The organism is Aphanothece hegewaldii CCALA 016 (assembly GCF_003007785.1).
In the GTDB taxonomy this organism is placed as follows: domain Bacteria; phylum Cyanobacteriota; class Cyanobacteriia; order Cyanobacteriales; family Microcystaceae; genus Chroococcus; species Chroococcus hegewaldii.
Genome location: NZ_PXOH01000006.1, coordinates 77,886 through 103,679 on the forward strand (window position 1 = coordinate 77,886; position 25,794 = coordinate 103,679).

Below are 25,794 nucleotides of genomic sequence, written 5' to 3' on the forward strand. Positions count from 1 at the left end.
GTCTTAGAGCTTAAGTCGGTTTAAACCGACTCCAGACAAGGCTTATAGTCCATTTTAATGGACTTTAGCTATTAGGCAGTGAATTTATTCACTGACGGACTTGTTCACTGACGGACTTATTCACTGACGGACTTGTTCACTGACGGACTTGTTTACTGACGGACTTGTTCACTGACGGACTTGTTGACTACGGACTTATTCACTGACGGACTTGTTGACTACGGACTTATTCACTGACGGACTTATTTACTGACGGACTTGTTGACTGACGGACTTGTTGACTGACGGACTGTAATACATTCAAGAATCGCTTTTTTGTTCTTCCATCAATAAAATAGCGCCTTGAATAGTTTGTCGGTTGTCAACGAGGGGCGTAAAAGTGACTCGACATTTAATCGCTTTCCCGCGACGGTTAATGGCATTTAATATTACTTCTTCTGGCTCATAGGATAAAGACGCTAGACAATTACGAATTGGCTGTAAGATCGGATCGACGGGTAAACCGATATCCAAATTCAGAAAATACTTTCCTTGCACTTCATCAGCCCGTAAACCCCATAAATCCTCAGCTTTGTCATTCCAGATCAAGATCCTTAAATCTCGATCGATCACCACAACACCACCCCGCATACTCCCTAAGATAGATGACAAAAAGGTATTAACTGAGTTAAGTTCGGTTGTGCGTCGGTGCAGTTCTTCATTGAGGGTTTGTAATTCTTCATTAGAGGATTGTAGTTCCTCGTTCATCGTTTCTAGTTCTTCGTTGGTAGACTGTAATTCTTCGTTGGTGGTTTCTAGTTCTTCATTAGAGGATTGTAATTCTTCGTTGGTGGTTTCTAACTCTTCATTGGTAGACTGCAATTCCTCGTAAGCCATTTCTAACTCTTGGTTAGAGTGTTCGAGTTCCTGTTGCAGCCGTTTCGCACCAGAGACATCAGTAAAAGTAATCGCCGCTCCCATCAAACTACCGTTAAGATCGAATAACGGAGTTAACTGCACGTCAAAATATTGAGATTCTCCAGAGGGGACTAACCATTCTATCTGTCGAAGAATAACGACGCGACATTCATTATAAACTTGATCAAGACAAGAGCGTAACTCAACAGGACGATAAGAAAGCTCTAAATCTTGTAAAGGACGGTTTAAATCCCGAGAAGCGAGTCCAAACAAATTACGTGCTCGCTCGTTGGCTAAGATTAAAAGACTGTTAATATCAACAACGACTTGGGCGACAGGATTAGCATCAAAACTAGCATCTCTTAAACGAACGTGTCGAGACAAATAATTTCCCTCCTCATCCTCACTCTCATTATTCATCATTAATAGACGAGTTCGCAGATTTAATCGGGGCATTTGGCTAAAAATGCGTAATTTTAAATCTACTGGCGTAAAAGAGTTACTGTGACTGAGTAACATTTCTGCTTTGCCTAAAAAAAGAAAGCCATTTTCATTAAGGGCGAAGTGAAAACGAGCAATTATTTTCGCTTGTGCTTCGGCATTAAAATACATCAAAGTGTTACGACAGACGAGCAAATCAATCCGAGAAATCGGCGCATCTTGTACTAAATTGTGGCGGCCAAAGATGACGCAACGACGTAAATCTTTACGAAATGTATAATTACCGTTTGTCTGCTCAAAATATTGATCGAGCAGTTTGGGAGGAACACTCGCAATATCTTTAGCATTATAAGTAGCGTAACGTGCTAAATTGAGGGCTTCATCATCAAGATCGGTGGCATAAATTTTAACTCGTTCTCTAAATGCCTCTATTCCCAAAGTTTCCGCTAAAATCATAGTTAAGGTGTAAGCTTCTTGACCCGATGCACATCCTGCTGTCCAAACTCGGATTGATTCTTGTTTTTCTTTGCGTTCGACGATTCGCGGTATGATTTCGCTACTGATGTAGTCCCAGGCTGGACGATCGCGGAAAAATGAGGTGACATTAATTAGTATTGTATTAAATAGCTCGGAAAATTCTTGCGGATGGACTTGTAAGTGATCTAAATAGTCGTTAAAGTCTTCTATAGCGATGGTTTGCATCCGTTTTCGTACCCGACGCATGAGACTGGAGCGTTTATAACCAGTAAAATCAAAACCTCGCACTCGTTTGATGTAATTGAGTAAAGTTTCTAAACCTTGGTTCTGCTCTAAGTTACTCATGTTGGCTGGTACTTTGTCACTAAGTTAACTAACAGGGTGGCAATTTCGTGTAAAGGAACAATTTGATCAACACATTCTGTATTAATGGCTGCTTTAGGCATTCCATAATGTTCGGCGGTTGTTTTGTCTTGTGCTATCACAAAACCATTCATTTTTTTTATGGCTTGAATTCCCATTGCTCCATCTGAACCAGTACCTGTTAGAATAACAGCGATCGCCTGTTCTTTAAAACTAGCCGCCAAGGATTCTAGTAATAAATCGCCCGAAGGTCGTAAAAAGTTGACTAATTCGGCGTGAGATAAGGAAAGCGTTTGATCTGGGTTTACTAATAAATGTTGATCGGGTGGAGCAATGTAGACGTTTCCTGGTGCTAGTATGTCCCCAGACTCGGCTTGTTTAACCTTTAATTCCGTACTCCGACTTAGAATATTCGCTAGTTGGCTAGGGTATTGGCGAGCGATATGTTGTACGATCGTAATAGCCGCCGGGAAATCCGCTTTTAAATCTGAGAGAATTTCGGCTAAAGCGCGAATTCCTCCAGCCGAAGCACACAGAGCTATTACTTGAAAATTTGGCTTTTTGTTGCTATTTAAAGAATTATTAGTCTTATCCTCTACTAATTCATCTTCTGACCATTCGATCTGACCATTCCCATTCATGATTAACTCATTATTAATCGTTGATAAATTTTCGTTGCCCTCATCTCTAAGGAGTAGTTGGCGAACCAGACTCGCTCTTTGAGAAGCATCTTGTGACTGCTGTTGAAAACGCTGTGCCGAGTAAGGCCGGTTATTTTTTTGCGCCTGTTGTGCCATTTTTACCGTTAATGCTGCTTTTTCTTCTAACGCCCTAAGAGCCGTCCAAAACGCCTCTTCTAGCTGCTCAGATTGAGAATTGATCAGGGTATGGGGTGAGAAAGCGTGACCCGTACGGCAACGATAACGTACTAATTTATCGTCAACAATTTCCCATAAAACTCCGCCACATTCAGGACAGGCAAAAGGAGAAGGCGTTCCAGGTCGAGTGTTACTCTGCATCGCCTCTAACTCCAATTCTGCCATATCTGTTTCCATTTCCATTTCGTCAGACACGGCCTCTACCTCTTCTGTTTGAATTGGTTGATTTGCTAATTTCATTAAAACGGGGGCTATTTCTGCAATATTTAAAATATATTTGACGTGATCATTTTCGATCGCGTTTTTCGGCATCCCGTCAAACATCGCCTCTTCGGGGTTCTGCACCATTGTGATACCCCCTCTTTGTTCAACGGCGATTAGCCCCGCAGTTCCATCATCCAGTGTCCCAGATAGCACTACAGCCACCACTCTGGGGCCATAAACTCTAGCTGCTGTCCGGAATAATACATCAATAGCTGGACGAGTATTATTTTCTTTGGGTCCTTTGGCTATACGGACGTAACCATTTTTAATGATCAAATGATAATCGGGTGGGGCGACATAAATACATCCCTGGGTGATTTTATCGCCATCTTTTGGGTGAAATGCTTTGAGCGTCCCAAAGCGATTTAAAATTTCTGGGAGTCTACTTCGGCTTTTGGCGGGAATGTGAACTACGACAAAGATAGTGGCTGGTATATCCTTCGGTAACGCCTGCACTAACTGTTTTAAGGCTTCTACCCCACCCGCCGAAGCACCAATGACTAAAATATCATGATTTTGCATTCTTTTTTTGATCGCCTCTATTATTATCCCTTGCTCAAATGTTGCCGGTTCTCTTTCTTATTGAAGATATATTTAATTTGATTGGATTGGGAGACCCTAAATATTTTAGAACATTTATATTATTTTTAATTTGGTTTGGTTTCCAAACCCCTACATTTGTACATCTGTATTGATTTTGATTATAAAATTAACGAACCCAATTAATCGGTGTTCCTGAAGATAGATTAAACGGACAAGCGTTTTTCATTCCTTCAGTTTCATTATCTAATACTTCTTCGACCCGACGATAAATATTTTCTGCTTCTTCGATGGAATCTCCAATACAGGTTAATCCCAGTTTACCAAATTCTGATAATGCCCCCATGAGATGAAACACGGTTCCTGTTTTACTACTACTATCAAAATGTAGCTGATTTTCGGTGATAATATCCATTAAATCATCGGAAAGTAAGCCTTTGTACTGTGGTTTTTGCAAATTATCCGAAGCAATATAATATTTTTCTTCATTTTGCTGACTTAAAAACAGTCCCGTTTTGTAATCATATTTTCCATTGGTCAACAATTTTAAGGTCATAAAAGGGTGAGTGGTTCCTCCTTTGCGGAGATTAATTTCGATCGCTTCTAAATCCCATGCTAAGGTATAAGGGTCTTGTACTGCGATAAAATCAACTCCGTAACGTTCCATCGCGCCTTTTTTCGCTAAAGATTCCCCCACTTTTAAGCCAATTTCTTGTAATTTTAAACGATAAGCATCATCAGCCGGAAATTTACAACCAAGATAAATTTGTCCGTCTGGCCCACCTAAAATTTGATCATGGGTCGAGAGAATTTCCACTTGTCCGGTGGGACTAATATAACCTTGTACACTGGGGGATCTTTTTTCTTCCCCTTCGATAAATGCTTCAACAATGGCACCTAGTTCGGGGATACGACTTGAAAAAGTTTCCCAAGTTTCATCGGGTGATTGAAAGCTTAATTTTTTTAATTGCTTTTCGATTAAATATTGTTTATCTTCTAAGGTAGTGGATGTAATCTCTATTTCGGAGCTAATGGGACGTAAATCTAAAACCGCGTTTCCTTCCCCCGAAAACCCTTCATTGAGTTTAACAACCATTCGTTTTAAACTCGGTTGACGTTCCCATAATTTCGCTACTTCTAAGATTAATTGGTCTACTGTATCCACTAAGAAACTACCATCGGGATAAGGGATATTACATTCGGCGAAAATTTCCCGACTCCCACTCTTAGAACCCCAGTAATTTAAGTGAGGACTCGACGCTAATAAAGGTATATCTAATTGTAGGGATAATTCTTGTTCTAAATTAGTCGAATTAAAACAAACCATGTATGATTTACTTGGACGTAGAGCCTTACGAATTCGTTCCACTAAGCGCGGACGTTCTAAGATTTTTTCGGTTAGTGGTCGAAAAGAATTATCATGGGTTGTGAGTAATAGTAAACGATTTCTGGCATGAGAAAAAGGAATCCCCGGCAATAATTGTAAATAATAATCTACAATCATTCTAGATAGGGGTTGTGAAGTGACATAAATTAATCGGGTTTTGGGATTTCGTAAGCGAATCAGTGAAAATAATAATCGTTCTTCGTAATGGAGAAAACCAGCGACTTTTTGACCGACTCGTTGATCGATACTAAAAGAAGGGATGACTAGAATATCTTGATCATCTTGTTCTAAAGGATCAGCGTTATTTAGACCTAAATGTTGTAACTGATCTTGTAATTCTCGAAACCGTTCTGCTTCTTTAGTGATAGAGTTAACGATCGCTTGCATTTTTTCCCAATCCCGTTAATACCCATATTTTTATTTTATCCTTAATTTTCCTTTTGTCTCGTGGTGTTGTCTTTCTTAATATATTTTTAGTCGTCAGTTATACTAACTTGTTTTTTCCTCTCTATCTTGTGACAGTTGACAGGTTTCTACTTAAATCCATCCACACGGGTTTAATATATAAATTAAAGATTAATTTTCTTCTAGTCTACCGTGAAATGAATTTCCACAGCGAGTAGCTAAAGTTCATTAAAATGAACTAGAATTTTTAAGGTTAGTCGGTTTTAACCGACTTAAGCTGTGAGACAGAGAATTTATTCTCTGGCGTTATTATCCACTTCCATAAACCACCGTGAAATCAATTTCACGGCTCACAGCCAAAGTTCATTAAAATGAACTAGAATTTTTAAGGTTAGTCGGTTAAAACCGACTAAAGCTGTGAGACAGAGAATTTATTCTCTGGCGTTATTCTCCACTTCCATAAACCACCGTGAAATCAATTTCACGACTCACAGCTAAAGTTCATTAAAATGAACTATAACTTTAATGATGAATCGGTTTTAACCGATTTTAGTTTTGAGACAGAGAATTTATTCTCTGGCGTTATTATCCACTTCCATAAACCACCGTGAAATCAATTTCACGGCTCACAGCCAAAGTTCATTAAAATGAACTAGAATTTTTAAGGTTAGTCGGTTAAAACCGACTAAAGCTGTGAGACAGAGAATTTATTCTCTGGCGTTATTCTCCACTTCCATAAACCACCGTGAAATCAATTTCACGACTCACAGCTAAAGTTCATTAAAATGAACTATAACTTTAATGATGAATCGGTTTTAACCGATTTTAGTTTTGAGACAGAGAATTTATTCTCTGGCGTTATTATCCACTTCCATAAACCACCGTGAAATCAATTTCACGGCTCACAGCCAAAGTCCATTAAAATAGACTAAGATTCTTGTTTTAAGTTAGTCGGTTTTAACCACGGGGCTTACAAGAGGGCGACGCAGGTTCGCCCTACAGCCCCTCGACTTAAGCTATGAGGCAGTGAATTTATTCACTGGCTATTAAATATCAACTCATTACTAATTAAACCAATGCAATATAAAAAACTGGGTAATAGTGATTTACAGGTTTCCGAACTTTGTTTAGGAACCATGACTTATGGACAACAAAATACAATAGAAGAAGCACATCAACAGTTAGATTATGCTATTTATTGTGGGATTAATTTTATCGATACTGCTGAAATGTATCCCGTACCTCCACAAGCACAAACGCAAGGAAAAACCGAATCATACATCGGTGAATGGTTAGTTAAACAACAGCGCGATCAAATTATTCTTGCGACAAAAATAGCTGGAGGAAGCACCCGTTTAAAATGGTTGCGGAGTGGCAATTTAAGAATTGATCGAACTAATGTTCAACAAGCTATAGATGATAGTCTAAAAAGATTAAAAACAGATTATATTGATCTCTATCAAATTCATTGGCCTGATCGTTATGTACCTCTTTTTGGTTCACCCGATTATGATGTTACACAAGAACGAGAAACTACGCCGTTTTTAGAACAATTAGAAATATTTGCCGATTTAATTAAAGCGGGTAAAATTCGTTATTTAGGTTTGAGTAATGAAACCCCATTCGGAGTCTGTGAATTTTGTCATATCGCAGAAAAAATGAACTTACCGAAAATAGTTTCTATTCAAAATGCGTTTAGTTTAGTGAATCGAACTTTTCATATAAATCTAGCTGAAACTTGTCGCTTCCATAATGTTAGTTTACTCGCATATAGTCCCTTGGGTTTTGGCACACTTACAGGTAAATATTTACAAAAAAACGCTCAAGGACGAATTAATTTATTTAAAGGATTTGGACAAAGATACGATAAACAGAATCTAACCGAAGCAGTACAAGCCTATGTTAATGTAGCACAAAAATATAATTTATCTCCAGCACAAATGGCCTTAGCTTATGTGAGAAGTCGTTGGTTTGTCACCAGTACAATTATCGGTGCAACTACTCTAGAACAACTCAAAGAAAACATTAATAGTGCTGAGATAGAATTGAGTCGAGAAATCTTACAAAATATTGACGCAGTACATTTTCGTTACCCTAATCCTACTCCCTAATCGTAGATGATTGAGGTACGGGAATCCGAATCTACCCAATGTGGTATTTTGTCGGGCATAATGAGACTAGAATCAGCCAAAATAAATGGTAAGAATCCTAAAATCTGATTCTAATTGAGAATTAGACGTAAACTGTTGTTATTAATAGAATTGAAAGACTTATGACGGTACTCGAAAAAGGTAATATCACGATTCATACTGAGAATATTTTCCCCATCATCAAAAAATCTCTCTATACCAATCACGAAATCTTTTTACGGGAACTCATTTCTAATAGTGTTGATGCAATTTCTAAGTTAAAAATGGCATCTCTTGCAGGTGAAGTTACTGGAGATATTCCCGAACCTGAAATTATTTTAAGTGTCGATAAAGAGGCCAAAACGCTTTCTATCAGTGATACTGGACTTGGGATGACAGTAGAAGAAGTCAAAAAATATATTAACCAAGTTGCTTTTTCTAGTGCAGAAGAATTCGTACAAAAATATCAAAAATCTTCTAATGATTTAATTGGTCATTTTGGACTAGGGTTCTATTCTGCTTTTATGGTAGCCAAACAAGTAGAAATTGATACCCTATCTTACCAAGAGGGCGCACAAGCGGTACACTGGTCTTGTGATGGTTCTCCCGCATTTGAATTAAGCGAATCTTCCCGTAATACCATCGGAACAACAATTACACTCACTCTACAAGATGAAGAACTAGAATATCTTGAACCTGCAAGAATTCGTCAGTTAGTTTCCACCTATTCTGATTTTATGTCTGTCCCGATCAAATTTGAAGGAGAGACAATCAATAAACAACGCGCTTTGTGGAAAGAGTCACCCCAAAATTTAACCAAAGAAGATTATCTAGAATTTTATCGCTATCTGTATCCGTTTCAAGAAGAGCCTCTATTATGGGTACACTTGAATACAGATTATCCTTTCTTACTCAATGGTATTCTCTATTTCCCCAAACTCAAACCCGATGTCGATGTGACGCGAGGACAAATTAAACTATTCTGTAATCAAGTTTTCGTGAGTGATCACTGTGAAGAGATTATACCCGAATTCTTGATGCCACTGCGCGGAGTGATCGATAGTCCCGATATTCCCCTTAATGTATCACGAAGTGCCTTAACTAGCGATCGCACAGTACGTCGTATAGCTGATTTTATCTCGAAAAAGATTGCCGATCGTCTAAAATCAGTTTACTCCGAAGACGCTCTTGAGTACATCCGTTGTTGGGAAGATGTCGCAACCTTTGTTAAATACGGTTCTATTCGTGACGAAAAATTCAAAAAACAAGTCGAAGATATTCTAATCTACCGTACCACATATAAACCCGAAGAAACCCCAAAAGTAGAAGTACAAACCGAGGGGGATGCGTGGCAAAATGTATCTAGTACAAGCGAACCTCTAACGGCGATTGAACAAGAAGGTTACACGACACTAAAAGCATATCTTGATCGCAACAAAGAACGTCATGAGAATAGTATTTTTTATTGCACAGACTCAGCAACCCAAGCAACCTACGTTCAACTGTACAAAAATCAGGGTTTAGAAATTCTGTTTTTTGACTCATTCATTGACACTAACTATTTTATTCCCTTCCTAGAGAGAGAAAATTCTAACGTCAAATTTACACGGGTTGACTCAGAACTTGATCCTACTTTACTCGAAAAAGATCAAGCTAGTGAGATCGTTGATCCTAACACGAATAAAACCCGTAGTGAATTGATCAAAGAACTCTTTGAACAAGCCTTAAATAATCCTCGCATAAATGTGCGCGTCGAGTCGATTAAATCCGATGATCCTAAAGGAACACCCCCCGCTATGGTATTATTACCTGAAGCGATGCGACGACTCCAAGAAATGACCGCATTGATGCAACAACAGATGATGTCATTTCCTGAAGATCATGTGTTGATGGTGAATTCATCTCATCCATTAATCCAAAATATCCTCAATCTCAGTCAGGGTAGCATTATTTCGGGTAGTGGTGAATCACCCAGTGCAGAATTAGCTAAAAATTTGTGTCAACACGTCTATGATATTGCATTGATGGCACAAAGAGGCTTTAATGCAGAAGGAATGACATCCTTTATCGAGCGTTCTAATTCCGTATTGACTAAATTGACTGAAAAGATTTAGATTTCGTCGTAAGGGTTTGGTTTTCAAACCCTATCATAATTTCATAAAAGGTTAAATTATGAATAATCAAGAACTACGCCAACAAATTAATCAAAAAATCTCTACCTTATCTAAAGAACAGCTTAACTCGATCTGGCAGTTTATTGAATCTTTAAATTTACCATCTCAGCTACCCTTACCACAAGGAAAAACAGTTTTAGAACGAATGGGGGGTTATCCAACAACTTTACTTTTAGGAAATGAAGATTTATCATATCGAGACGTTCGTCACAAAATTATAGCAGAACAGATACAAAAACGTCATCATCTGTATTTTCATAGTGTCTTTCTCTCATCAATATTGTATTATTTTACTCAATTCGGCTAGATAGAATAACAGTTACAATCTTTAACACCAATTCTGTCCAACTTGCGATAGAGTCATAAAAGCCGTTCCGTCAATTAATCTCATCGATGACTAGCCCTCCAGAGTCAAATCCTATTACCACAGAAATCGGAAATAAGCAAGCCCCTCATGGAGATTATCGCATACTCGATCGCACAAAATTAACCCCGATGCACCAGCATTATGTCGAGGTGAAAGAAAAGTACCCAGGGGCATTATTGTTGTATCGTGTCGGTGATTTTTTTGAATGCTTTTTCCAAGATGCAGTAGTAATATCCAGAGAATTAGAATTAGTTCTCACCAGTAAAGAAGGGGGAAAAGACATCGGAAGAGTTGCGATGACTGGGGTTCCTCATCATGCCCTAGAGCGTTATAGTAGATTATTAGTCGAAAAAGGTTACGCGGTAATAATATGTGATCAAGTTGAAGATTCTGCCATTGCAAAAGAAGAAAAACGCATGGTAGAAAGACAAATCACAAAACTTCTCACCCCTGGTACTTTGACTGATGACGGGATGTTGCAAGCAAGACGAAATAATTTTCTTGCTGCTGTTGTTATTGCGGGGGAACATTGGGGGTTAGCGTATGCAGACATCTCTACAGGAGAATTTTTCACGACTCAAGCAAGTGATTTATCCTCGCTTTCGGTGGAATTATTGCGATTACAGCCCTCAGAAATCCTAATCCCAACAAACGCTCCTGATCTTAAAAGTTTACTACGTCCTGGGGAAAAATCCGAGCATTTACCAACTTGTTTACCTGACTCGTTTTGTTATTCATTACGATCGCAAACTCCGTTTCTTCTTCCTGAAGCAAAACCCCGTTTACTGACTACATTCAAAATTAAATCATTAGAAGGGTTAGGGTGTGAACATCTTCCTTTAGCCATTCGTGCTGCTGGGGGTTTACTTGAATATATCGAAGATACCCAAAAAGCCAATAAAATCCCATTACAACCATTGCGTACTTATAGTTTAGCGGATTATTTGATTTTGGATCATCAAACCAGAAGAAACCTAGAAATTACGCAAACTGTAAGAGATGGCAGCTTCTACGGTTCATTACTTTGGGCATTAGATCGCACCTGTACCGCAATGGGAGGAAGGGCATTACGTCGCTGGTTTATGCAACCTTTACTCGACCCCAAAGGCATTAAAGCAAGACAAGATACAATACAAGAATTATCAGATCATCCTTCATTACGCCAAGATTTACGGCAATTATTACGCAGTATATACGATATCGAACGAATTACGGGGCGTGTTGGTTCAGGAACCGCAAATGCTAGAGATTTATTATCATTATCCGAGTCTTTAGTTAAATTAGCCGATTTATCTATATTAGCGAATCAAGGTACCTCACCTTTTCTCAAAGCTTTACAAAAAATTCCCCCAGACTTAGAACCATTAGGCAAAAAAGTTTTATCCTTTTTAGTCGAATCTCTCCCACTTCAGATCAAAGAGGGTGGTATCATTCGAGATGGGGTCGATCCTCAACTTGATGGAATGCGCGAACAATATCAAGAGGATATCCAGTGGTTAGCGAATTTTGAAGCGACGGAAAAGAAACGCACTGGAATTACTAACCTGAAAGTCGATTCTAATAAATCCTTTGGTTACTATATCAGTTTACCCCGTTCTAAAGCCGAACTTGCCCCCGAAAATTATATCCGCAAACAAACTCTACTTAATGAAGAACGTTATATTACTCCAGAATTAAAAGAACGAGAAACCCGTATCCTAACCGCGAAAGATGATCTAAATCGCTTAGAGTACGAAATATTTACCGATTTACGTTCAGAAGTATCCGAAAAAGCCCAAGAAATCCGTAATATTGCTAAAGCAGTCGCCGCGATCGATGTTTTATCGGGTTTAGCAGAAATTGCAGTGTATCAAGGATATTGTCGCCCAGAATTTGTCGAAGGAAGATTAATTGATGTCAAAAATGGTAGACATCCCGTTGTCGAACAATCATTAGGGGCGGGGTTTTTTGTCCCAAATTCAACAACACTCGGCAATAGTTTAGAGGAAAATTATCCAGATCTTGTTATTCTAACAGGGCCGAATGCCAGTGGTAAAAGTTGTTATCTTAGACAGGTGGGTTTAATTCAACTGATGGCACAAACGGGAAGTTATGTACCCGCGACTACTGCAAAATTATCGATATGCGATCGTATTTTTACACGAGTTGGTGCAGTTGATGATCTTGCTACAGGTCAATCAACTTTTATGGTAGAAATGAATGAAACCGCAAATATCCTCAATCATGCTACAGCTAGATCATTAGTATTACTTGATGAGATTGGACGCGGAACAGCTACCTTTGATGGGCTATCGATAGCTTGGGCAGTTGCGGAGTATTTAGCGACAGAAATTCAGTCTAGAACGATTTTTGCGACCCATTATCACGAATTAAACGAACTCGCTTCGATTCTAACGAATGTAGCGAATTATCAAGTTACCGTACAAGAGACACCCACTCAAATTATATTTTTGCACCAAGTACGCCCCGGTGGTGCTGATAAATCCTATGGTATCGAAGCAGGAAGGTTAGCGGGTTTACCATCATCAGTTATTACACGTGCTAAACAAGTCATGGGTCAAATAGAAAAACATAGTAAGATTGCTTTAGGATTGCGAGAAGGTATTCAAAAAATGACCCCAAATCAGAAACAGTTAGATATTTTTGGGGAGTAGTTAAGAATTAATAGAAGATAAATATTTAGTCAGATTATTAGATTGCCAGATTATTAGATTGCCAGATTATTAGATTGCCAGATTATTAGATTGCCAGATTATTAAATTGCCAGATTATTAAATTGTCAGATTATTAAATTGCCAGATTATTAAATTGCCAGGGATTAAAATCCCTGTCTCAAAGCTTAAGTCAGTTAAAACCGACTCTCTGTGTGTACGATCTTAGTCCATTTTAATGGACTTTAGCTATTAGACAGTGAATTTATTCACTGGCGATATTGACGATATTGGCGATACTGGCGATATTGGCGGTACTGGCGATATTGGCGATACTGGCGATACTGGCGATATTGGGGATCTTGGCAAACTAAATTCAATTTCCATCATTCAACTAACATACTAAAATATAAACACTAACCTTAACGTCCATTCTTTCCCATCACCGCGAATAATTTCAATATTGCGAATAAATTCCCGAAAATAAAACCGTCTTTCACTTTCCGATAAATCTAACCAAAATTGGCGTAACGATACTGCTTTCACGATAACTTTTAGATCATCGGGTGGAAGCTGATCTAATTTTTCTTGAAGTTGCGCGATTTCTGTTCTAATCTTATAACTGCGTAGACTAGCCGTTTCTTCGTCTAAAATCCCTTGTTCTTGTAAAATTGGCAGTTGTTGAAGAATATTATTTTTTTGTTCAATGTCTTGACAAATTTTTAATTTAATGCCATAAACATTTGGTAAATTTAACGGGGCGACGGTTTTCGGTAAATCTTCACAGATACGGTTAATGGTTTCTTCTAAAACTGCTTGATAGGATATTGCTTTACATTTCGGCTGCAACATACAATTCATCGGACGCAGATATAAATATTCTGTATTCTTTCCTCTGGTTGTAACACGGGTAATAGTCATTGCAGACTGACATTGTTGACAGGTAACTAACCCTCCTAGAGAACGAGGTGCGCTAGATGTTTTCGGTGGTAATTTACTATTACTGCGGAGTAAGCGATCGATCTGTGCGGCTTCTTCCCTTGATAAAATAGGAGCATGAGTATCAGGAATAATTTGATGATTTTGATATGCTAAGTCTCCGCGATAGACAGGGTTAGTTAACCAGTTTTTTCCCGTTGATACCGAAATTTTCTTCCCGTATCGCTTTTCTAAGTATCGTACTGCACCCCGCAAAGAACCGAATAACAAAAAACGTTCAAAAAAATCTTTTACCACTGGGGCTGTACTACGATCTAAAATATAACGCTCTTTGCCCCTACGATAGCCATAGGGAGCTTTTCCCGGTGGTGGTAATGCTCGTAGTCTATTCTTGGCGTGTCCACTGCGTAAACGGCTACTATGTTGATTTTGTTGAATATTTTGTAATAGTTGCGCGATCTCATTAGAAAATGATGAGTATGCTTGTTCGATGATGATGATTTTGATTCCTAATGCTTCGAGTTGGCTAGTGCGATCGCAAATTTCGGTTAAACTATCTCCTAATTCTTCTATACGTCGAATCAGTAAATAGTTAGGTGAATGGGTTGTACAGTCGGTTAAAAGTTTTTGAAAAGCAGTGCGCTCTCCTAAATCTTGATACAATTGATCTACTTCAAAACCCCAAATCTTGATATCTGGCGGTGATTCGAGCAAGGGATTAGTATAACAATAAGCAATAATTTTCATCTCATCTTTGACTAATTTCGATGATATTGCCATCAGGATCGTGTACAAATAAGGCAGGTCGTCCCGATGCGCTCATTTGTATAGGATAATTGTGTTTTTGGAGTTCTGTAATTGCTTCTTCTAAATTAACAACTCCTAGCGCCAAATGCGGGTTACGTCCCCATTTTTCTGCATTATGTTTTTGATTGCCGAAATTCGCATCAACCATTAGATGAATTTGATAGTCAGCAATTTGATACCATGCACCAGGATATTTAAGATTGCGATCGACTTTAGTTAAACCTAACACTTTTCCATAAAAGTATTCTGCTTTTTCAAGATTAGAGACTAAAATCGCTGTATGTAAACATTGAATAATCTGCATTGCTCGCTAATAAAATAAAATTATTACATCATGTACTATAATACAAGTATTAGAGAAAGTTAGCCGACATTCTGTAGGTTAGAACCCATATGCTGCTTAACTACAATCCTCTTCATTGTTACCCTAGTGCTGAAGATTTGCCAGACTCGGATGATACCCCAGTGGATAACGAACTACAAGATTTAATTCCTCATTTACTTAAAGACATTCTCGCTCTTATTTGGTCAGAAAGAATGGATTGGTTTTTTGGGGTAGACATGGGAATTTATTATGATCCCTATGAACCTGCTATTATCCCCGACGGTTTTTTAAGTATTGGAGTTCCTCGGATTATCGACTCGGATTTACGCTTATCCTACGTGCTTTGGGAAGAACAAAAACTTCCTATATTAGCCTTAGAAGTCGTTTCCCATAAACGCCGAAAAGAATATACCAAAAAGAAAGATTTTTATCAAGAAATGGGGATTTTATATTATGTTATTTATAATCCCTTACGCAAACGCAAACCGCGTTTAGAAGTATATGAATTACAAAATGGTAAATATGAATTACTGCGAGGAGAACCTGTCTGGTTAACAGAAATTGGCTTAGGAATTGGTAGAGAATCTGGGACTTACATGGGAGTTCCTAGGGAATGGTTATATTGGTATGATGAGTCGGGAAATCGCCATTTATCACCAGAAGAAAGAATTATTCAAGGACGACAAGAAGGTAAACTAGAAGGTAAACAAGAGTTAATTTTAGGAATGCTCAAGCAAAAATTTAGACAAATTCCTTTAGATATTGAACCCAAAATTAAACAATTATCTTCTAGTCAGTTGGATGATTTAGCTCTTACTTTATTAGACTTATCTCAATGGGAAGATTTAAGACAATGGTTAGAAAATCAATTTACTTCTTAGCCTATATTCATTAATACCTTACTCTTGGATCTAACCAACCATAAGTTAAATCAGCAATTAAATTAAAAATAACAATTAATATCGCATAAATAAACGTAATTGCCATCACAACGGGCGTATCACTACGATAAATCGAATCAATCAAAAGTGAACCAATACCAGGCACTCTAAAGACTTGTTCTGTAATCAAAGCACCTGTAAAAATAGCTGGAATATCCAACGCAATTAAAGTAACAACGGGAATCATTGCATTACGAATAATATGTTTAAACACAGCAAAATAACTTAAACCTTTCGCATAAGCTGTTCTTACATATTCCTCATTTACTTCATCTAAAATAGCAGAACGAATAAACCGCATCAACATCGCAGATTGATAAAAAGCCAAAACCATAATCGGCATAATTGACTGTTTAATTTGTTCAACAAAACTCGAAAAACTATCCACTATTAAAGTGCTATTATAAAACGAAGGAAACCAACCAAGCTGAACATTAAAAATAATAATTAAAACCAATCCCGTAAAAAAAGTCGGCAAAGAAAAACCCAATAGAGAAAAAGTAGTAATTGCTTGCTCAATCCAAGAAAAACGTTTAATCACCGAAAGAATAGCGAGAGGAAAAGCGATTAATATTCCGACAACATAAGCCAAACCAACAACCCATAAAGTCGTCGGAAGTCGTTGTAAAATAATCGTTGAAACAGGACTTCTACTGGTAAATGAATAGCCCATATCTCCTTGTATAAAAGCCAAAAGCCATTTAAAATAACGAATATAAATCGGTTGCTCTAACCCTAAACTTTTGCGTATATTTTCCCTTACTTCCTCCGTAATCGATGGATTCGTAGCAAATTCACTCATCGGATCACCAGGAGCGAGCGCTAAAATCAGAAAAATAATAATACTAATTGCAAGCAAAGTCGGAAGAGAAAAAGCTAATCGTTTGATTAGATATTGAGACATAATTCGCTATTTGCTGGAAGGGCGAGGAAACTTAGAAGGAGACGGAAAATATTTTACAGGTTCATTCTTCATCGCTTGTACCATAAAATCGCGCCAAATTGGAGCAACATAACCCCCCCCAGTAATTCCTCTACCAAGAGGGCGATTATCATCATTTCCAACCCACACAGCAGCCGCTAATTGAGGCACATAACCGACAAACCAAACATTTCTTTCTGTATCAGTGGTTCCCGTTTTGCCAGCCGCCTGACGACCAATTTGTGCAGTTCTCGCGGTACCAGAAGTAATAACACTTTGTAAAACCGAGTTTAGAGACGCTGTAGCCCAAGGATCGAGAACTAACTTCGGTTTTGGGGTATTATCGAGTAAAACATTGCCACGACTGTCAGTAACGCGCATAATCATTGTGGGTTCAGAATACCAGCCATTACTCGCAAAGGTAGCATACGCCCCCGCCATTTCTAGAGGAGTCACATCAACTGAACCGAGAGGCAAAGATAGAACCGCTTCTAGAGGGCTTTTAATCCCCAGAGTGCGACAAACTTCAATAACTTTATTCACACCGACTTTGCGCCCCACAATCACAGCAGGGACATTTTGCGAAACCATAATCGCGTGTCTAATGGACATTGCGCCCGAATATCCGCCGCCATAGTTTTTCGGAGAATAATAAACATCCCCATCTCGAAATCTAACTGGCCCGTCATTAATTACTGTCTCTGGCGTAAATTTTCCACTCGCAAAAGCCGTATAGTAAACAAAAGGCTTAAAAGACGAACCAGGTTGACGACGAGATTGAGTCGCACGATTGAGTTGACTTTTTTTATAATCAACGCCCCCAACAACCGCTTTTACAAAATGTGTCCGAGAATCAACCGCAACTAAAGCAATTTGTAAATTTTTATTACGAAGCCCTTGACTGCGTAACCTATAGTATGCTCTATTGACCGTTGTTTCTGCCATTTTTTGAAAATTATAATCAACGGTGGTTTGTATCCGCATTCCCCCTTTAGCAACGGTTTCTTTACCAAAACGTTCTTGTAACTCTTGAACAACCGCATCACTCACATAGGGTAACTCACTAGCTTTCCATGCAGTCGGTTTACCAATAGCGATCAAAACTTTTTTCGCGGCAGATTCTTCAGAAGGTGTAATCCATCCGAGTTCTCGCATCCGAGATAAGACAACAGCTTGACGTTCTTTCGCGGTTTGATAGTTTCTAAAAGGACTATAAACCTCTGGAGATTGAATTAAACCAGCCATCATCGAAGCTTCAGCCAAATTGAGTTGAGACGCAGGTTTATTGAAATAACTCAGGGCGGCGGTTTGCGCTCCATAATTATTATGACCCCAGTAAATATTATTGAGGTACATTTCTAAAATCTTATCTTTTGGGAAAACTTGTTCAACTCGAATCGCTAGAACCGCTTCAGCGAGTTTACGAGTAACAGTTCTCTGGTGAGAAAGAAAGATATTTTTGACGAGTTGCATCGTTAGAGTAGATGCACCTTCAACGACTCCCCCACTTTTAAAATTAGCCAGTACAGCCCGTCCAATACTATGAGGATTAACCCCTTGATGGTAATAAAAATGACTGTCTTCTATGGCTAAAACTGCCCGTTTTAGGTTTGGCGAAATTTGCTCAAGGGGTACAACTTCTCGGTTGGCTTCTTCATGTAGACTTGTGATGGGTTTCCCCTTAACATCATAAATATAGCTCGTTTCGACTGGGGCATAACTTTGAAGGATTCTCACATCGGGTAAATTCCGAAAACTAATCGCCAGTCCTACAAGTCCACCAGCAACAACCGCACTGGTAATCATTGTCAGACCTAGCATTGTTCCACCAGCCGTTCTCGTGATACCTTGAATAAAGGCCATCGTCGGCGAAACAGGTTGCTTTTTATCGGGTTGTTGGGAAATAGTACTGGTGGACACTAGATTATTCTTCCTCACTCCAAAAGGGGATAAGATCGACAAATTAGGAGTTATTTTTACAATAATTTGATATTAGCTTACAAGAGTTTGATTTTAGTGTAATCTATGAGGATACCAGTTTTAAAAACATTCTAGAGTATCACGAGTATTTCTACCCGTTGTTGGGTTTGTTCCTGTCGCCATATCACACAACTTTTGCTGCACATCGGGACGTATTAAAACATCGGTAAAATCGGCACCATCAATCACAGCCCCATTAAACAGAGTATTAATGGCAAATGCACCCTCTAAAACCGCATTGGTAAAATTAGTCCGGACTAAACGCGCTGATTCTAGATCAGAATAACTCATGTCTGCGCCCTCAAAACTGGCTGATTCTAAATTAGCCGAGAAAAAACGAACACCTCGTAATTGTGCGTTACTAAAATTGCTACCCCGTAAATTAGCATGATCAAAACTCGCATCTGTTAAATCTTGTCCCGAAAAATCCCGATTCATCAAGCTTTGATTGTTATAACTCAACGCATTCGCATTCATCGTACAGAACAATAAAGCAAAAACTAGACTCAAAGAGGCGATCGCCATCTGTTTTTTGATGCTCTTAAGCACAGACCATAAGCGTTTATTCATGTTTTTGAGCCACATATTTTTATTAATAAATTACTGTAGTTTATCCTTGATCCTATCGTGTTTTGGGACGGGTGACCATCAAGCCAGCCTCTGAGCTTTAAGAGAGTGGAGGTAGCGAGAGCTAAAACAAGTTTATAATCGGAATAGTCATCGTTTTTCTCTTTCCTACTTCTTTCATCATTACTAATTTAGCTGTATATCCCAATAGCTGGCTAGACACATAAAACGACATCATTAAAGTAGTTCAAGAAGCATCACAGTTAACTTTAATAGAAAAGACTCAACAAGAACAGTTAGAAACATATCTTTCAAAGCTGATTAAAAGCATCGAAGCTCTTGGCAGTGTTGAATAACTAAACCATCTAGAAGATTTAAGTAAAAGGATTCAAGAAACAATAGCTAATCTAAATAAAAATTAATTCAAGTAAGATTTGACCAAATTAATTTTCTAACTTTCTTATCAGATCAGATTAATGAGATTGTCAAAAATGAAAGATTAACCAAATTAGTTAGAGAAGTCAGAAAACAACCTCAAACAGTTGAAGAAGAATTGGAAATCGACAGAATAATCGAAGAGGCTCTTACCAGTGAGCATCAGTAAAAAATTTACAGTTATCTTAGAGCATTTTTCAATAATTATCAAATACATGATCAATCCGTAGAGACGCTTTATTTAGTATATGTGTACTACTAAAATCTCGCATTACTTTTCAAAAATGGTATTAGAAATCTCTGTAAGCTTGGCTTTCGCAGTAGCTCGTACAATTCGATTGCCATCATTGGCGAGAATTTTGAGAGATACAGGAGGGGTATTTGGATTTTGGGCGATCGCGTAGCGTTCTAACCAAGAGAGGGAGCGAATATTTTTGGCTAACAGTGCTACTGGAGCTTGGGAATGCAAAAACACCGCTAATCGTCCTAAAGAAGGGGTTGAGGATTTCGCATAGGGTTCTAGGTATTTAAAAGATCCCTCAACTTCACGATTTAGAATTTGTTTAATTGCGGCCGTGTTCAGGAGACGCTTTTTACCGTTCGCTAATTCCTCAAGCAGATTGATCGGCATATTGATATTTTCAACGGCGGCGAGACGTACCGCCACTTCTTTGTCTTGCAATAATCGCTCTAATAAAATAACTGGCGTATTTAGATTTCGGGCAACAGCAGTTCGCACATCAAGATGTTGATCAGTGGCTAGTTTCTCTAAAATATTAACTGGTGTACGGGGATGACGTGCGGTTTCAACTCGAATTTGTCTCCATTCACTACGAGATAGTTTTTCGAGTTCTGTGATAGACGCTTCTTTCCTGCTAACGATCATGTATTGCTTGGTAAAATCATTCTCAATGTCAGGTAGTCGAGTTAAGTTTGCGATCGCAGCATTCCTAACATTCCCTTGCAGGTCATTAACTAATTTTTCTAGAACAGCGATTTCAGTATTGTGATGTTGACCGACTGCCTGACGAATTCGCTTGTCTCCGTCTTCAGCTAGTATTGCTAGGCTAGATGAGGGTAAATTCGGGTGTCTTGCGATCGTGAGCCGAACCTGCCAATCTTGGGATTGAGCGAGTTGTTCTAATGTGGTAAGCGAAACGTTAGGATGGTAAACAATTAGTACCTTAATCCTCCAATTCCCCCCGACAGATAATTCCTGCAAGATTTCCTCGGAAGTGTCTGACTTTTGAATCAGTGTTTGTATCGCTCGATCCTGAATCCCTTGGTCATCATTGAGCGCACTATTTAGAATCAGTCCTACCAGAGTTCCTATCGGAGTAGCCTGATTTAATGCGACTTCCCATTGAACGGATTTATTTGGTGAGTCTGCCAACTGGGTTAAGAGTTCGGGATCATCTGCCGCGATAGACTTCTTTAAGCAATGGAAGCTACGTCGCATCGTTTGTGGTATGCTATGGCGCGTAACCCCGTAGTCAACATAGCCACCTAAGTCATTATAAATACGATTAAAAAATACTTTCCCTTGTAAAAAAGCTTGCTCATCTAAAAAAGCTTTTCCTGAGCGGTTTTTAATATTTAGGTACGCACCTGCATGGACATAAGAATCTGCATCTGTCTGTAGTTTTTCTAATGTCGGAGTAGAAGTGTTTACATTGAGCGCAACGGCAAAACGAATCGTTTCGTCTTTATCTTCAGCGAGTTGAGTTAGCACGTCAACCGGGGTATTTAGATGCGCAGCAACACCTAGACGAATATACTTCCATTGACTAGAAGACAATCGCCTTAGTTCCGCTTCAGATGTTCTAGGATGTTCTACAGTGCCATGCTCGATTAGAAACTGTTGTTGAATCTGGAAAGGTATATTAAGATTTTGAATGTTAGGGAAATGGTAACCGACATCAAAATGATCACCCATCAATGGTATTAATACATCACTGGATGTATTGGGATGGTTAACAACCATCAGCTGGCGCTTGCCAACCTCGCGGTCTTTCCCTTCGATCAGCCAACGTAGTGCCTCTTGTGGCAAGGTTTCATCCTCGGCTATTTTTAGCGTCAGGTCAGAATACAAGGTTGGTAGTAAAAAAACGGGTAAAGCTCCAATTTTCCAGATATTCATCGCTGTTTCTCGGTTTTGTTCTAGCCATGTGGTAGGCATTGCGCGACGGGCTGCCTCATGCCATCCTGACGGCATTTCTCCAGCCCAGTTAACGTGTAGTTGGACGGATTCAGCGAGATCGGCTAGTTGCCACTGTCGAAGACAATCGTAGTAAATCGCATGACAAGACGGATGGATTTGCTTGGAAGCCCCCCGACGGATACACTCTTGATAAATAGTTTCTAAAACTGTTTTCGGCGTTTTCGGGTTCATGACCACTGCCGATCGTACCGTGATATTCTGGTGGTTGGCTGTCCATTGGAGAAATAAATCTGGAACATCTTCACGCTTTAACAGACTTCTTAGCGCGGAATCGGATAGCTCGGACAGAAAGTTAGGATTTTCTAACAGTAACAGGTCGAACACTGGATTACTAAGCAATTGTCTGGGAAACTGTCCTGCCAGCTTTAGCAAAACATCGAAGGGAGTATTAGGATTACTCGCTACATTTTTACGAACGGTCGTATCTGAATGAGAACCGAGTTCACGCAACAAGTCTGGATCAGCATTAACATTTTTTGCGACCAGCTTGGCTAAATCTGAACTCGTTTGCGCTAATTCTTTTAGACGAGTAACAGACGTTTTCTCACTGACCGCTTCTTGTTTAGGAGTAATAGATCGCCCAGGTTTGGCATTCGGCATAAAAAAAACATGACGTGGAGTGCTACTCTAGAATGCCCACTCATGCTGCAAATCTATCAATCGCCAGTTGGTTTGTCGGTTTCACATTAAATTTAGTGGTCAACGAGTTGGGAGAATTACTGTACATTCACATCACGTTAAAAAGGGTTTGATTACCAAACCCCTAACAATTCTGATATTTTGTTCTAACGATAATCTGGACTTTGGACATCTCGTAGTCTGGCTTCGGGACGTTTAAAACGATCCATTTGTGCTTCAAAAAAGGCGCGATTTTTCATCAAATGTTTAGGATTTTGGTCATCTAATGGATACAATAACGCACATCTGAGAGCCTGGATAACAGCAGAAGTAACATTATACATTGAGCGTTGGAAAGTGATTCCGAGTTGAATTAATACATCTTCTTCACCCCGACAATGTTTTTGATAATAATCTTTAAGATAATCGGGTAAAAAATGATACATATCATCCATCAATAATGTTGGTGGAATTCCTGCGGTTCCAACTGGGAAAACATCAGCGTATAAAATGCCATAATGAAAGTCTTTTTGCTCATCAGGAACTTGTTTTGCTTGAGCATTATAAGACTTGGTTCCTCTAAAGGGTGCAGTACGATAAAAAACCGCTTCTACATAGGGTAATGCAGCTTCATACAACCAAGTAAACGCTTTAGATTTTGGGATAATTTCGTAACATTCCCCATCGATATAAACATGATGATAAATGGGACGACCCGCAATAGCAAAGATTCCATTAACCAAGAAATTCATCGCATCTGGAACACCTTTAAAACCACCCTCATCATAGATATCTGACATCTCAAAGAAAACGGGTGCCATCACTTCCCAGAATAACCCTAAGTTGGAATAATAGGATAACTGCCGCACCTGTTCTAAGAACATATCAGGAAATAGTTTATATAAACCCAACATGGCAGGATTCTTTTTAAAATAAGCCTTAATTGCTCGGTCGGCATTTGCTTTATACTCATCACTATCGAGATAGGCATCAAACTTACCCCATCCCATATCTCGACCATGCCATAACATCGCTTGCATACAGGCTTCAGCAAATTCCATATTAATGCGATCGTGCCACAAATGATGGAACAATTTCGGCATTTTTTTCGTTTTGCCATTTTCCATGAATTCTAATAATTCTGGATGGGCTGTAGCTATCCCGCGCCAAATACGGATATCAGCGTCATCACCCGCATAATGATTATGTAGGTCTAAATATTCTTGGGGTAAGAAATATTTAAAGAAGGGTAGCGGTTCTAGAAAAACTCGTTCAGCGATATACAATAAATCTCGCCAGTAAAAGTCCATCGGTACCGCATATGCTTTATAAATTCCGATGATTTGCATCAAGTTTTCGGGCGTATCGGGTAACATAGAGCCACCTGCTTCTAAACGGTGAATCACTTCGGCAAATTCATGATTAGAAGGAGGGATAAGCGTTTCAGGTTTGACGGGTGTTTGTACCATGATTTTGACCTCATTAAATGATAATTTACTTAATTAGCTCGGCGACTTGTTGAGTTAGCGAAATTTCGGACACCATTGAATTAGTGGTTGGTTCTATCCAACGAATTAAATAATTAGGTTGGATGCCTAAGAACAGAATAATTGCTGTTAGGACTAATGCGGGGATGTTTTCTGAGGCTAAAACTTTGGGATAATAGGCGAGTTGATTATCTAATTTGCCGAAACAAGTACGATTGAGAAGAATTACGAAGTAAACCGCCGTTAGTCCCGATGCAATAATACATAACAAGGTAGCAACAGGGAATATCGAAAAACTACCCTGAAACACGAGATATTCGGCAGCAAATCCCACTAAACCAGGAATCCCCGCGCTTGCCATTCCAGCAGTGATGAGTAATGCACTGGTGAGAGGTAAACCGCGAATTGGGTTCATTAAACCATTGAGTACATCTAAGTCTCTGGTTCCTGCTTTGCGTTCGACGATACCGACCAAGTGGAATAACAGGGCTAGAATGAGACCATGACTAATCATTTGGGCTACGGCACCTAGGACGCTTAAATCGTTTCCTGCTGCGGCTGCGACGATGATATAACCCATGTGTCCGATGGAACTATAAGCAACCATCCGTTTGATGTCTTTTTGTGCGATCGCGCTAAAGGCACCATATAATACAGTAATCGTACCAACAATTGCTAAACCTGGGGCAACAATTGACCACGCTTCGGGAAAGAGTTGTAAACCAAAGCGAATTAGTCCATAAGTTCCTAATTTTGCTAAGATTCCACCGAGTAAGATGGCTGTAGCTGGAGATGCTTCAGTATACGCATCGGGTAACCAAGTATGTAGAGGAACAAGGGGAATTTTAATCCCAAAACCGACGAGTAAAAGGGATAAGAGAATAAGTTGGGTATTAGTGGAGAAGCTTTGAGTCGTGAGTGTGGCATAATCAAAGTTTGCCGAACCACTGAGTAAACCAATTCCTAAGAATGCCGCGAGTACAAATAATCCAGAAAGGGCAGTATAGAGAAGGAATTTAATCGAAGCATAACCCCGTTTTTCACCTCCCCAAATGGCAATCATTAGATAAAAGGGAATCAGTTCTAATTCATAGAAAATGATGAACAGGAGTAAGTTTTCTGCCATTAATGCCCCTGAAATTCCACCATTAATCAATAGAATTAGAGCATAATACAAGCGAGAACGTTCTACAGTTTCTCCGATGCTGTAAATAGCAATGCAGCACAGTAAACTATTTAAAACTAATAAGGGCAGGGATAAACCATCAATTCCTAAACTGTAGTTTAAACCAATAGGTTGCGCCCAAGTAAGATATTCGTGAAACTGAAAACCAGAATTAGTTAAATCGAATTGAGTTAGGAGATAAAGCGATAAAGCTAAACTAATAAAGACAAAGATAGCGGTGATTTGACGTAATTTACTAGCGGATGGATTGCCGGGAATAAAGCCGACAATCAAAGCACCAATCATCGGGATTAAAAGTAAAGCACTGAGCATAATTAATTACAAAAGGAATAAAAGAGATAGTTTTTTTGTGTAGGGGTTTGGTTGCCAAACCCACTCGAAAAAATTTAGTTG

17 protein-coding genes are annotated in these 25,794 nt (G+C 39.0%); 6 read left to right on the forward strand and 11 right to left on the reverse strand.

What is annotated here, in order from left to right:
- Nucleotides 1–300 precede the first annotated feature (300 nt).
- The 3 genes from C7H19_RS07640 to C7H19_RS07650 form a co-directional block, all read right to left on the reverse strand.
- Complete coding sequence (locus C7H19_RS07640) at nucleotides 301–2,160, reverse strand: CheR family methyltransferase (RefSeq protein WP_106456289.1); 1,860 nt, start codon at nucleotides 2,158–2,160, stop codon at nucleotides 301–303.
- Nucleotides 2,157–3,842: a chemotaxis protein CheB gene (locus C7H19_RS07645; RefSeq protein WP_106456290.1), complete on the reverse strand. Its 1,686-nt coding sequence runs from the start codon at nucleotides 3,840–3,842 to the stop codon at nucleotides 2,157–2,159. Before C7H19_RS07645 ends, C7H19_RS07640 begins: the two co-directional genes overlap by 4 nt.
- Before the next feature lie 187 nt (nucleotides 3,843–4,029).
- Nucleotides 4,030–5,634 carry a peptide ligase PGM1-related protein gene (locus tag C7H19_RS07650; protein WP_106456291.1) on the reverse strand — a complete coding sequence of 535 codons (1,605 nt, stop codon included), beginning with the start codon at nucleotides 5,632–5,634 and terminating at the stop codon, nucleotides 4,030–4,032.
- 1,094 nt (nucleotides 5,635–6,728) lie between these two features.
- Between C7H19_RS07650 and C7H19_RS07655 the strand changes: the two genes are divergently transcribed.
- From C7H19_RS07655 to C7H19_RS25540, 5 genes are all read left to right on the forward strand, one after another.
- Nucleotides 6,729–7,763 carry an NADP(H)-dependent aldo-keto reductase gene (locus C7H19_RS07655; protein WP_106456292.1) on the forward strand — a complete coding sequence of 345 codons (1,035 nt, stop codon included), beginning with the start codon at nucleotides 6,729–6,731 and terminating at the stop codon, nucleotides 7,761–7,763.
- 161 nt (nucleotides 7,764–7,924) lie between these two features.
- Complete coding sequence (htpG, locus tag C7H19_RS07660; protein WP_106456293.1) at nucleotides 7,925–9,895, forward strand: molecular chaperone HtpG; 1,971 nt, start codon at nucleotides 7,925–7,927, stop codon at nucleotides 9,893–9,895.
- A gap of 58 nt (nucleotides 9,896–9,953) precedes the next feature.
- Nucleotides 9,954–10,262: a hypothetical protein gene (locus C7H19_RS07665; RefSeq protein WP_181280547.1), complete on the forward strand. Its 309-nt coding sequence runs from the start codon at nucleotides 9,954–9,956 to the stop codon at nucleotides 10,260–10,262.
- Between the two features lie 86 nt (nucleotides 10,263–10,348).
- Nucleotides 10,349–12,976, forward strand: coding sequence for a DNA mismatch repair protein MutS (gene mutS, locus C7H19_RS07670; RefSeq protein ID WP_106456294.1), 2,628 nt, complete (start codon nucleotides 10,349–10,351; stop codon nucleotides 12,974–12,976).
- A 256-nt stretch (nucleotides 12,977–13,232) separates the two neighbouring features.
- Nucleotides 13,233–13,379 (forward strand): hypothetical protein, encoded by a 147-nt coding sequence (locus C7H19_RS25540; protein ID WP_181280548.1) that lies wholly within the window; start codon nucleotides 13,233–13,235, stop codon nucleotides 13,377–13,379.
- On the opposite strand, the gene C7H19_RS07675 is transcribed toward C7H19_RS25540, so the two are convergent.
- Nucleotides 13,376–14,659, reverse strand: coding sequence for a recombinase family protein (locus C7H19_RS07675; RefSeq protein WP_106456295.1), 1,284 nt, complete (start codon nucleotides 14,657–14,659; stop codon nucleotides 13,376–13,378). The genes C7H19_RS25540 and C7H19_RS07675 overlap by 4 nt on opposite strands.
- Before the next feature lies 1 nt (nucleotide 14,660).
- Complete coding sequence (locus tag C7H19_RS07680; protein ID WP_106456296.1) at nucleotides 14,661–15,023, reverse strand: VOC family protein; 363 nt, start codon at nucleotides 15,021–15,023, stop codon at nucleotides 14,661–14,663.
- An 89-nt stretch (nucleotides 15,024–15,112) separates the two neighbouring features.
- Here C7H19_RS07680 and C7H19_RS07685 point away from each other — a divergent pair, with 89 nt between their 5' ends.
- Complete coding sequence (locus C7H19_RS07685) at nucleotides 15,113–15,925, forward strand: DUF4351 domain-containing protein (protein WP_106456297.1); 813 nt, start codon at nucleotides 15,113–15,115, stop codon at nucleotides 15,923–15,925.
- Between the two features lie 10 nt (nucleotides 15,926–15,935).
- On the opposite strand, the gene C7H19_RS07690 is transcribed toward C7H19_RS07685, so the two are convergent.
- The 6 genes from C7H19_RS07690 to C7H19_RS07715 all read right to left on the reverse strand — a co-directional run bounded on the left by C7H19_RS07690 (nucleotide 15,936) and on the right by C7H19_RS07715 (nucleotide 25,713).
- Complete coding sequence (locus tag C7H19_RS07690) at nucleotides 15,936–16,889, reverse strand: ABC transporter permease (RefSeq protein ID WP_106456298.1); 954 nt, start codon at nucleotides 16,887–16,889, stop codon at nucleotides 15,936–15,938.
- A 6-nt stretch (nucleotides 16,890–16,895) separates the two neighbouring features.
- Entirely contained in the window at nucleotides 16,896–18,827 is a 1,932-nt protein-coding gene (locus C7H19_RS07695; RefSeq protein ID WP_106456299.1) for a transglycosylase domain-containing protein, read from the reverse strand.
- A 120-nt stretch (nucleotides 18,828–18,947) separates the two neighbouring features.
- Nucleotides 18,948–19,364, reverse strand: coding sequence for a pentapeptide repeat-containing protein (locus tag C7H19_RS07700; RefSeq protein ID WP_425428878.1), 417 nt, complete (start codon nucleotides 19,362–19,364; stop codon nucleotides 18,948–18,950).
- Between the two features lie 796 nt (nucleotides 19,365–20,160).
- Entirely contained in the window at nucleotides 20,161–22,710 is a 2,550-nt protein-coding gene (locus C7H19_RS07705) for a HEAT repeat domain-containing protein (protein ID WP_106456300.1), read from the reverse strand.
- 185 nt (nucleotides 22,711–22,895) lie between these two features.
- Nucleotides 22,896–24,197 carry a CO2 hydration protein gene (locus C7H19_RS07710; RefSeq protein WP_106456301.1) on the reverse strand — a complete coding sequence of 434 codons (1,302 nt, stop codon included), beginning with the start codon at nucleotides 24,195–24,197 and terminating at the stop codon, nucleotides 22,896–22,898.
- A 25-nt stretch (nucleotides 24,198–24,222) separates the two neighbouring features.
- On the reverse strand, nucleotides 24,223–25,713 hold the full coding sequence (locus C7H19_RS07715) for an NADH-quinone oxidoreductase subunit M (RefSeq protein WP_106456302.1): 1,491 nt from the start codon (nucleotides 25,711–25,713) through the stop codon (nucleotides 24,223–24,225).
- Nucleotides 25,714–25,794 lie beyond the last annotated feature (81 nt).

Coding starts and splice junctions, on each gene's coding strand:
- C7H19_RS07640 (WP_106456289.1), bottom strand. CDS start 2,160: ATGAGTAACTTAGAGCAGAACCAAGGTTTAGAAACTTTACTCAATTAC.
- C7H19_RS07645 (WP_106456290.1), bottom strand. CDS start 3,842: ATGCAAAATCATGATATTTTAGTCATTGGTGCTTCGGCGGGTGGGGTA.
- C7H19_RS07650 (WP_106456291.1), bottom strand. CDS start 5,634: ATGCAAGCGATCGTTAACTCTATCACTAAAGAAGCAGAACGGTTTCGA.
- C7H19_RS07655 (WP_106456292.1), top strand. CDS start 6,729: ATGCAATATAAAAAACTGGGTAATAGTGATTTACAGGTTTCCGAACTT.
- htpG (WP_106456293.1), top strand. CDS start 7,925: ATGACGGTACTCGAAAAAGGTAATATCACGATTCATACTGAGAATATT.
- C7H19_RS07665 (WP_181280547.1), top strand. CDS start 9,954: ATGAATAATCAAGAACTACGCCAACAAATTAATCAAAAAATCTCTACC.
- mutS (WP_106456294.1), top strand. CDS start 10,349: ATGACTAGCCCTCCAGAGTCAAATCCTATTACCACAGAAATCGGAAAT.
- C7H19_RS07675 (WP_106456295.1), bottom strand. CDS start 14,659: ATGAAAATTATTGCTTATTGTTATACTAATCCCTTGCTCGAATCACCG.
- C7H19_RS07680 (WP_106456296.1), bottom strand. CDS start 15,023: ATGCAGATTATTCAATGTTTACATACAGCGATTTTAGTCTCTAATCTT.
- C7H19_RS07685 (WP_106456297.1), top strand. CDS start 15,113: ATGCTGCTTAACTACAATCCTCTTCATTGTTACCCTAGTGCTGAAGAT.
- C7H19_RS07690 (WP_106456298.1), bottom strand. CDS start 16,889: ATGTCTCAATATCTAATCAAACGATTAGCTTTTTCTCTTCCGACTTTG.
- C7H19_RS07700 (WP_425428878.1), bottom strand. CDS start 19,364: ATGAATGCGAATGCGTTGAGTTATAACAATCAAAGCTTGATGAATCGG.
- C7H19_RS07705 (WP_106456300.1), bottom strand. CDS start 22,710: ATGCCGAATGCCAAACCTGGGCGATCTATTACTCCTAAACAAGAAGCG.
- C7H19_RS07710 (WP_106456301.1), bottom strand. CDS start 24,197: ATGGTACAAACACCCGTCAAACCTGAAACGCTTATCCCTCCTTCTAAT.
- C7H19_RS07715 (WP_106456302.1), bottom strand. CDS start 25,713: ATGCTCAGTGCTTTACTTTTAATCCCGATGATTGGTGCTTTGATTGTC.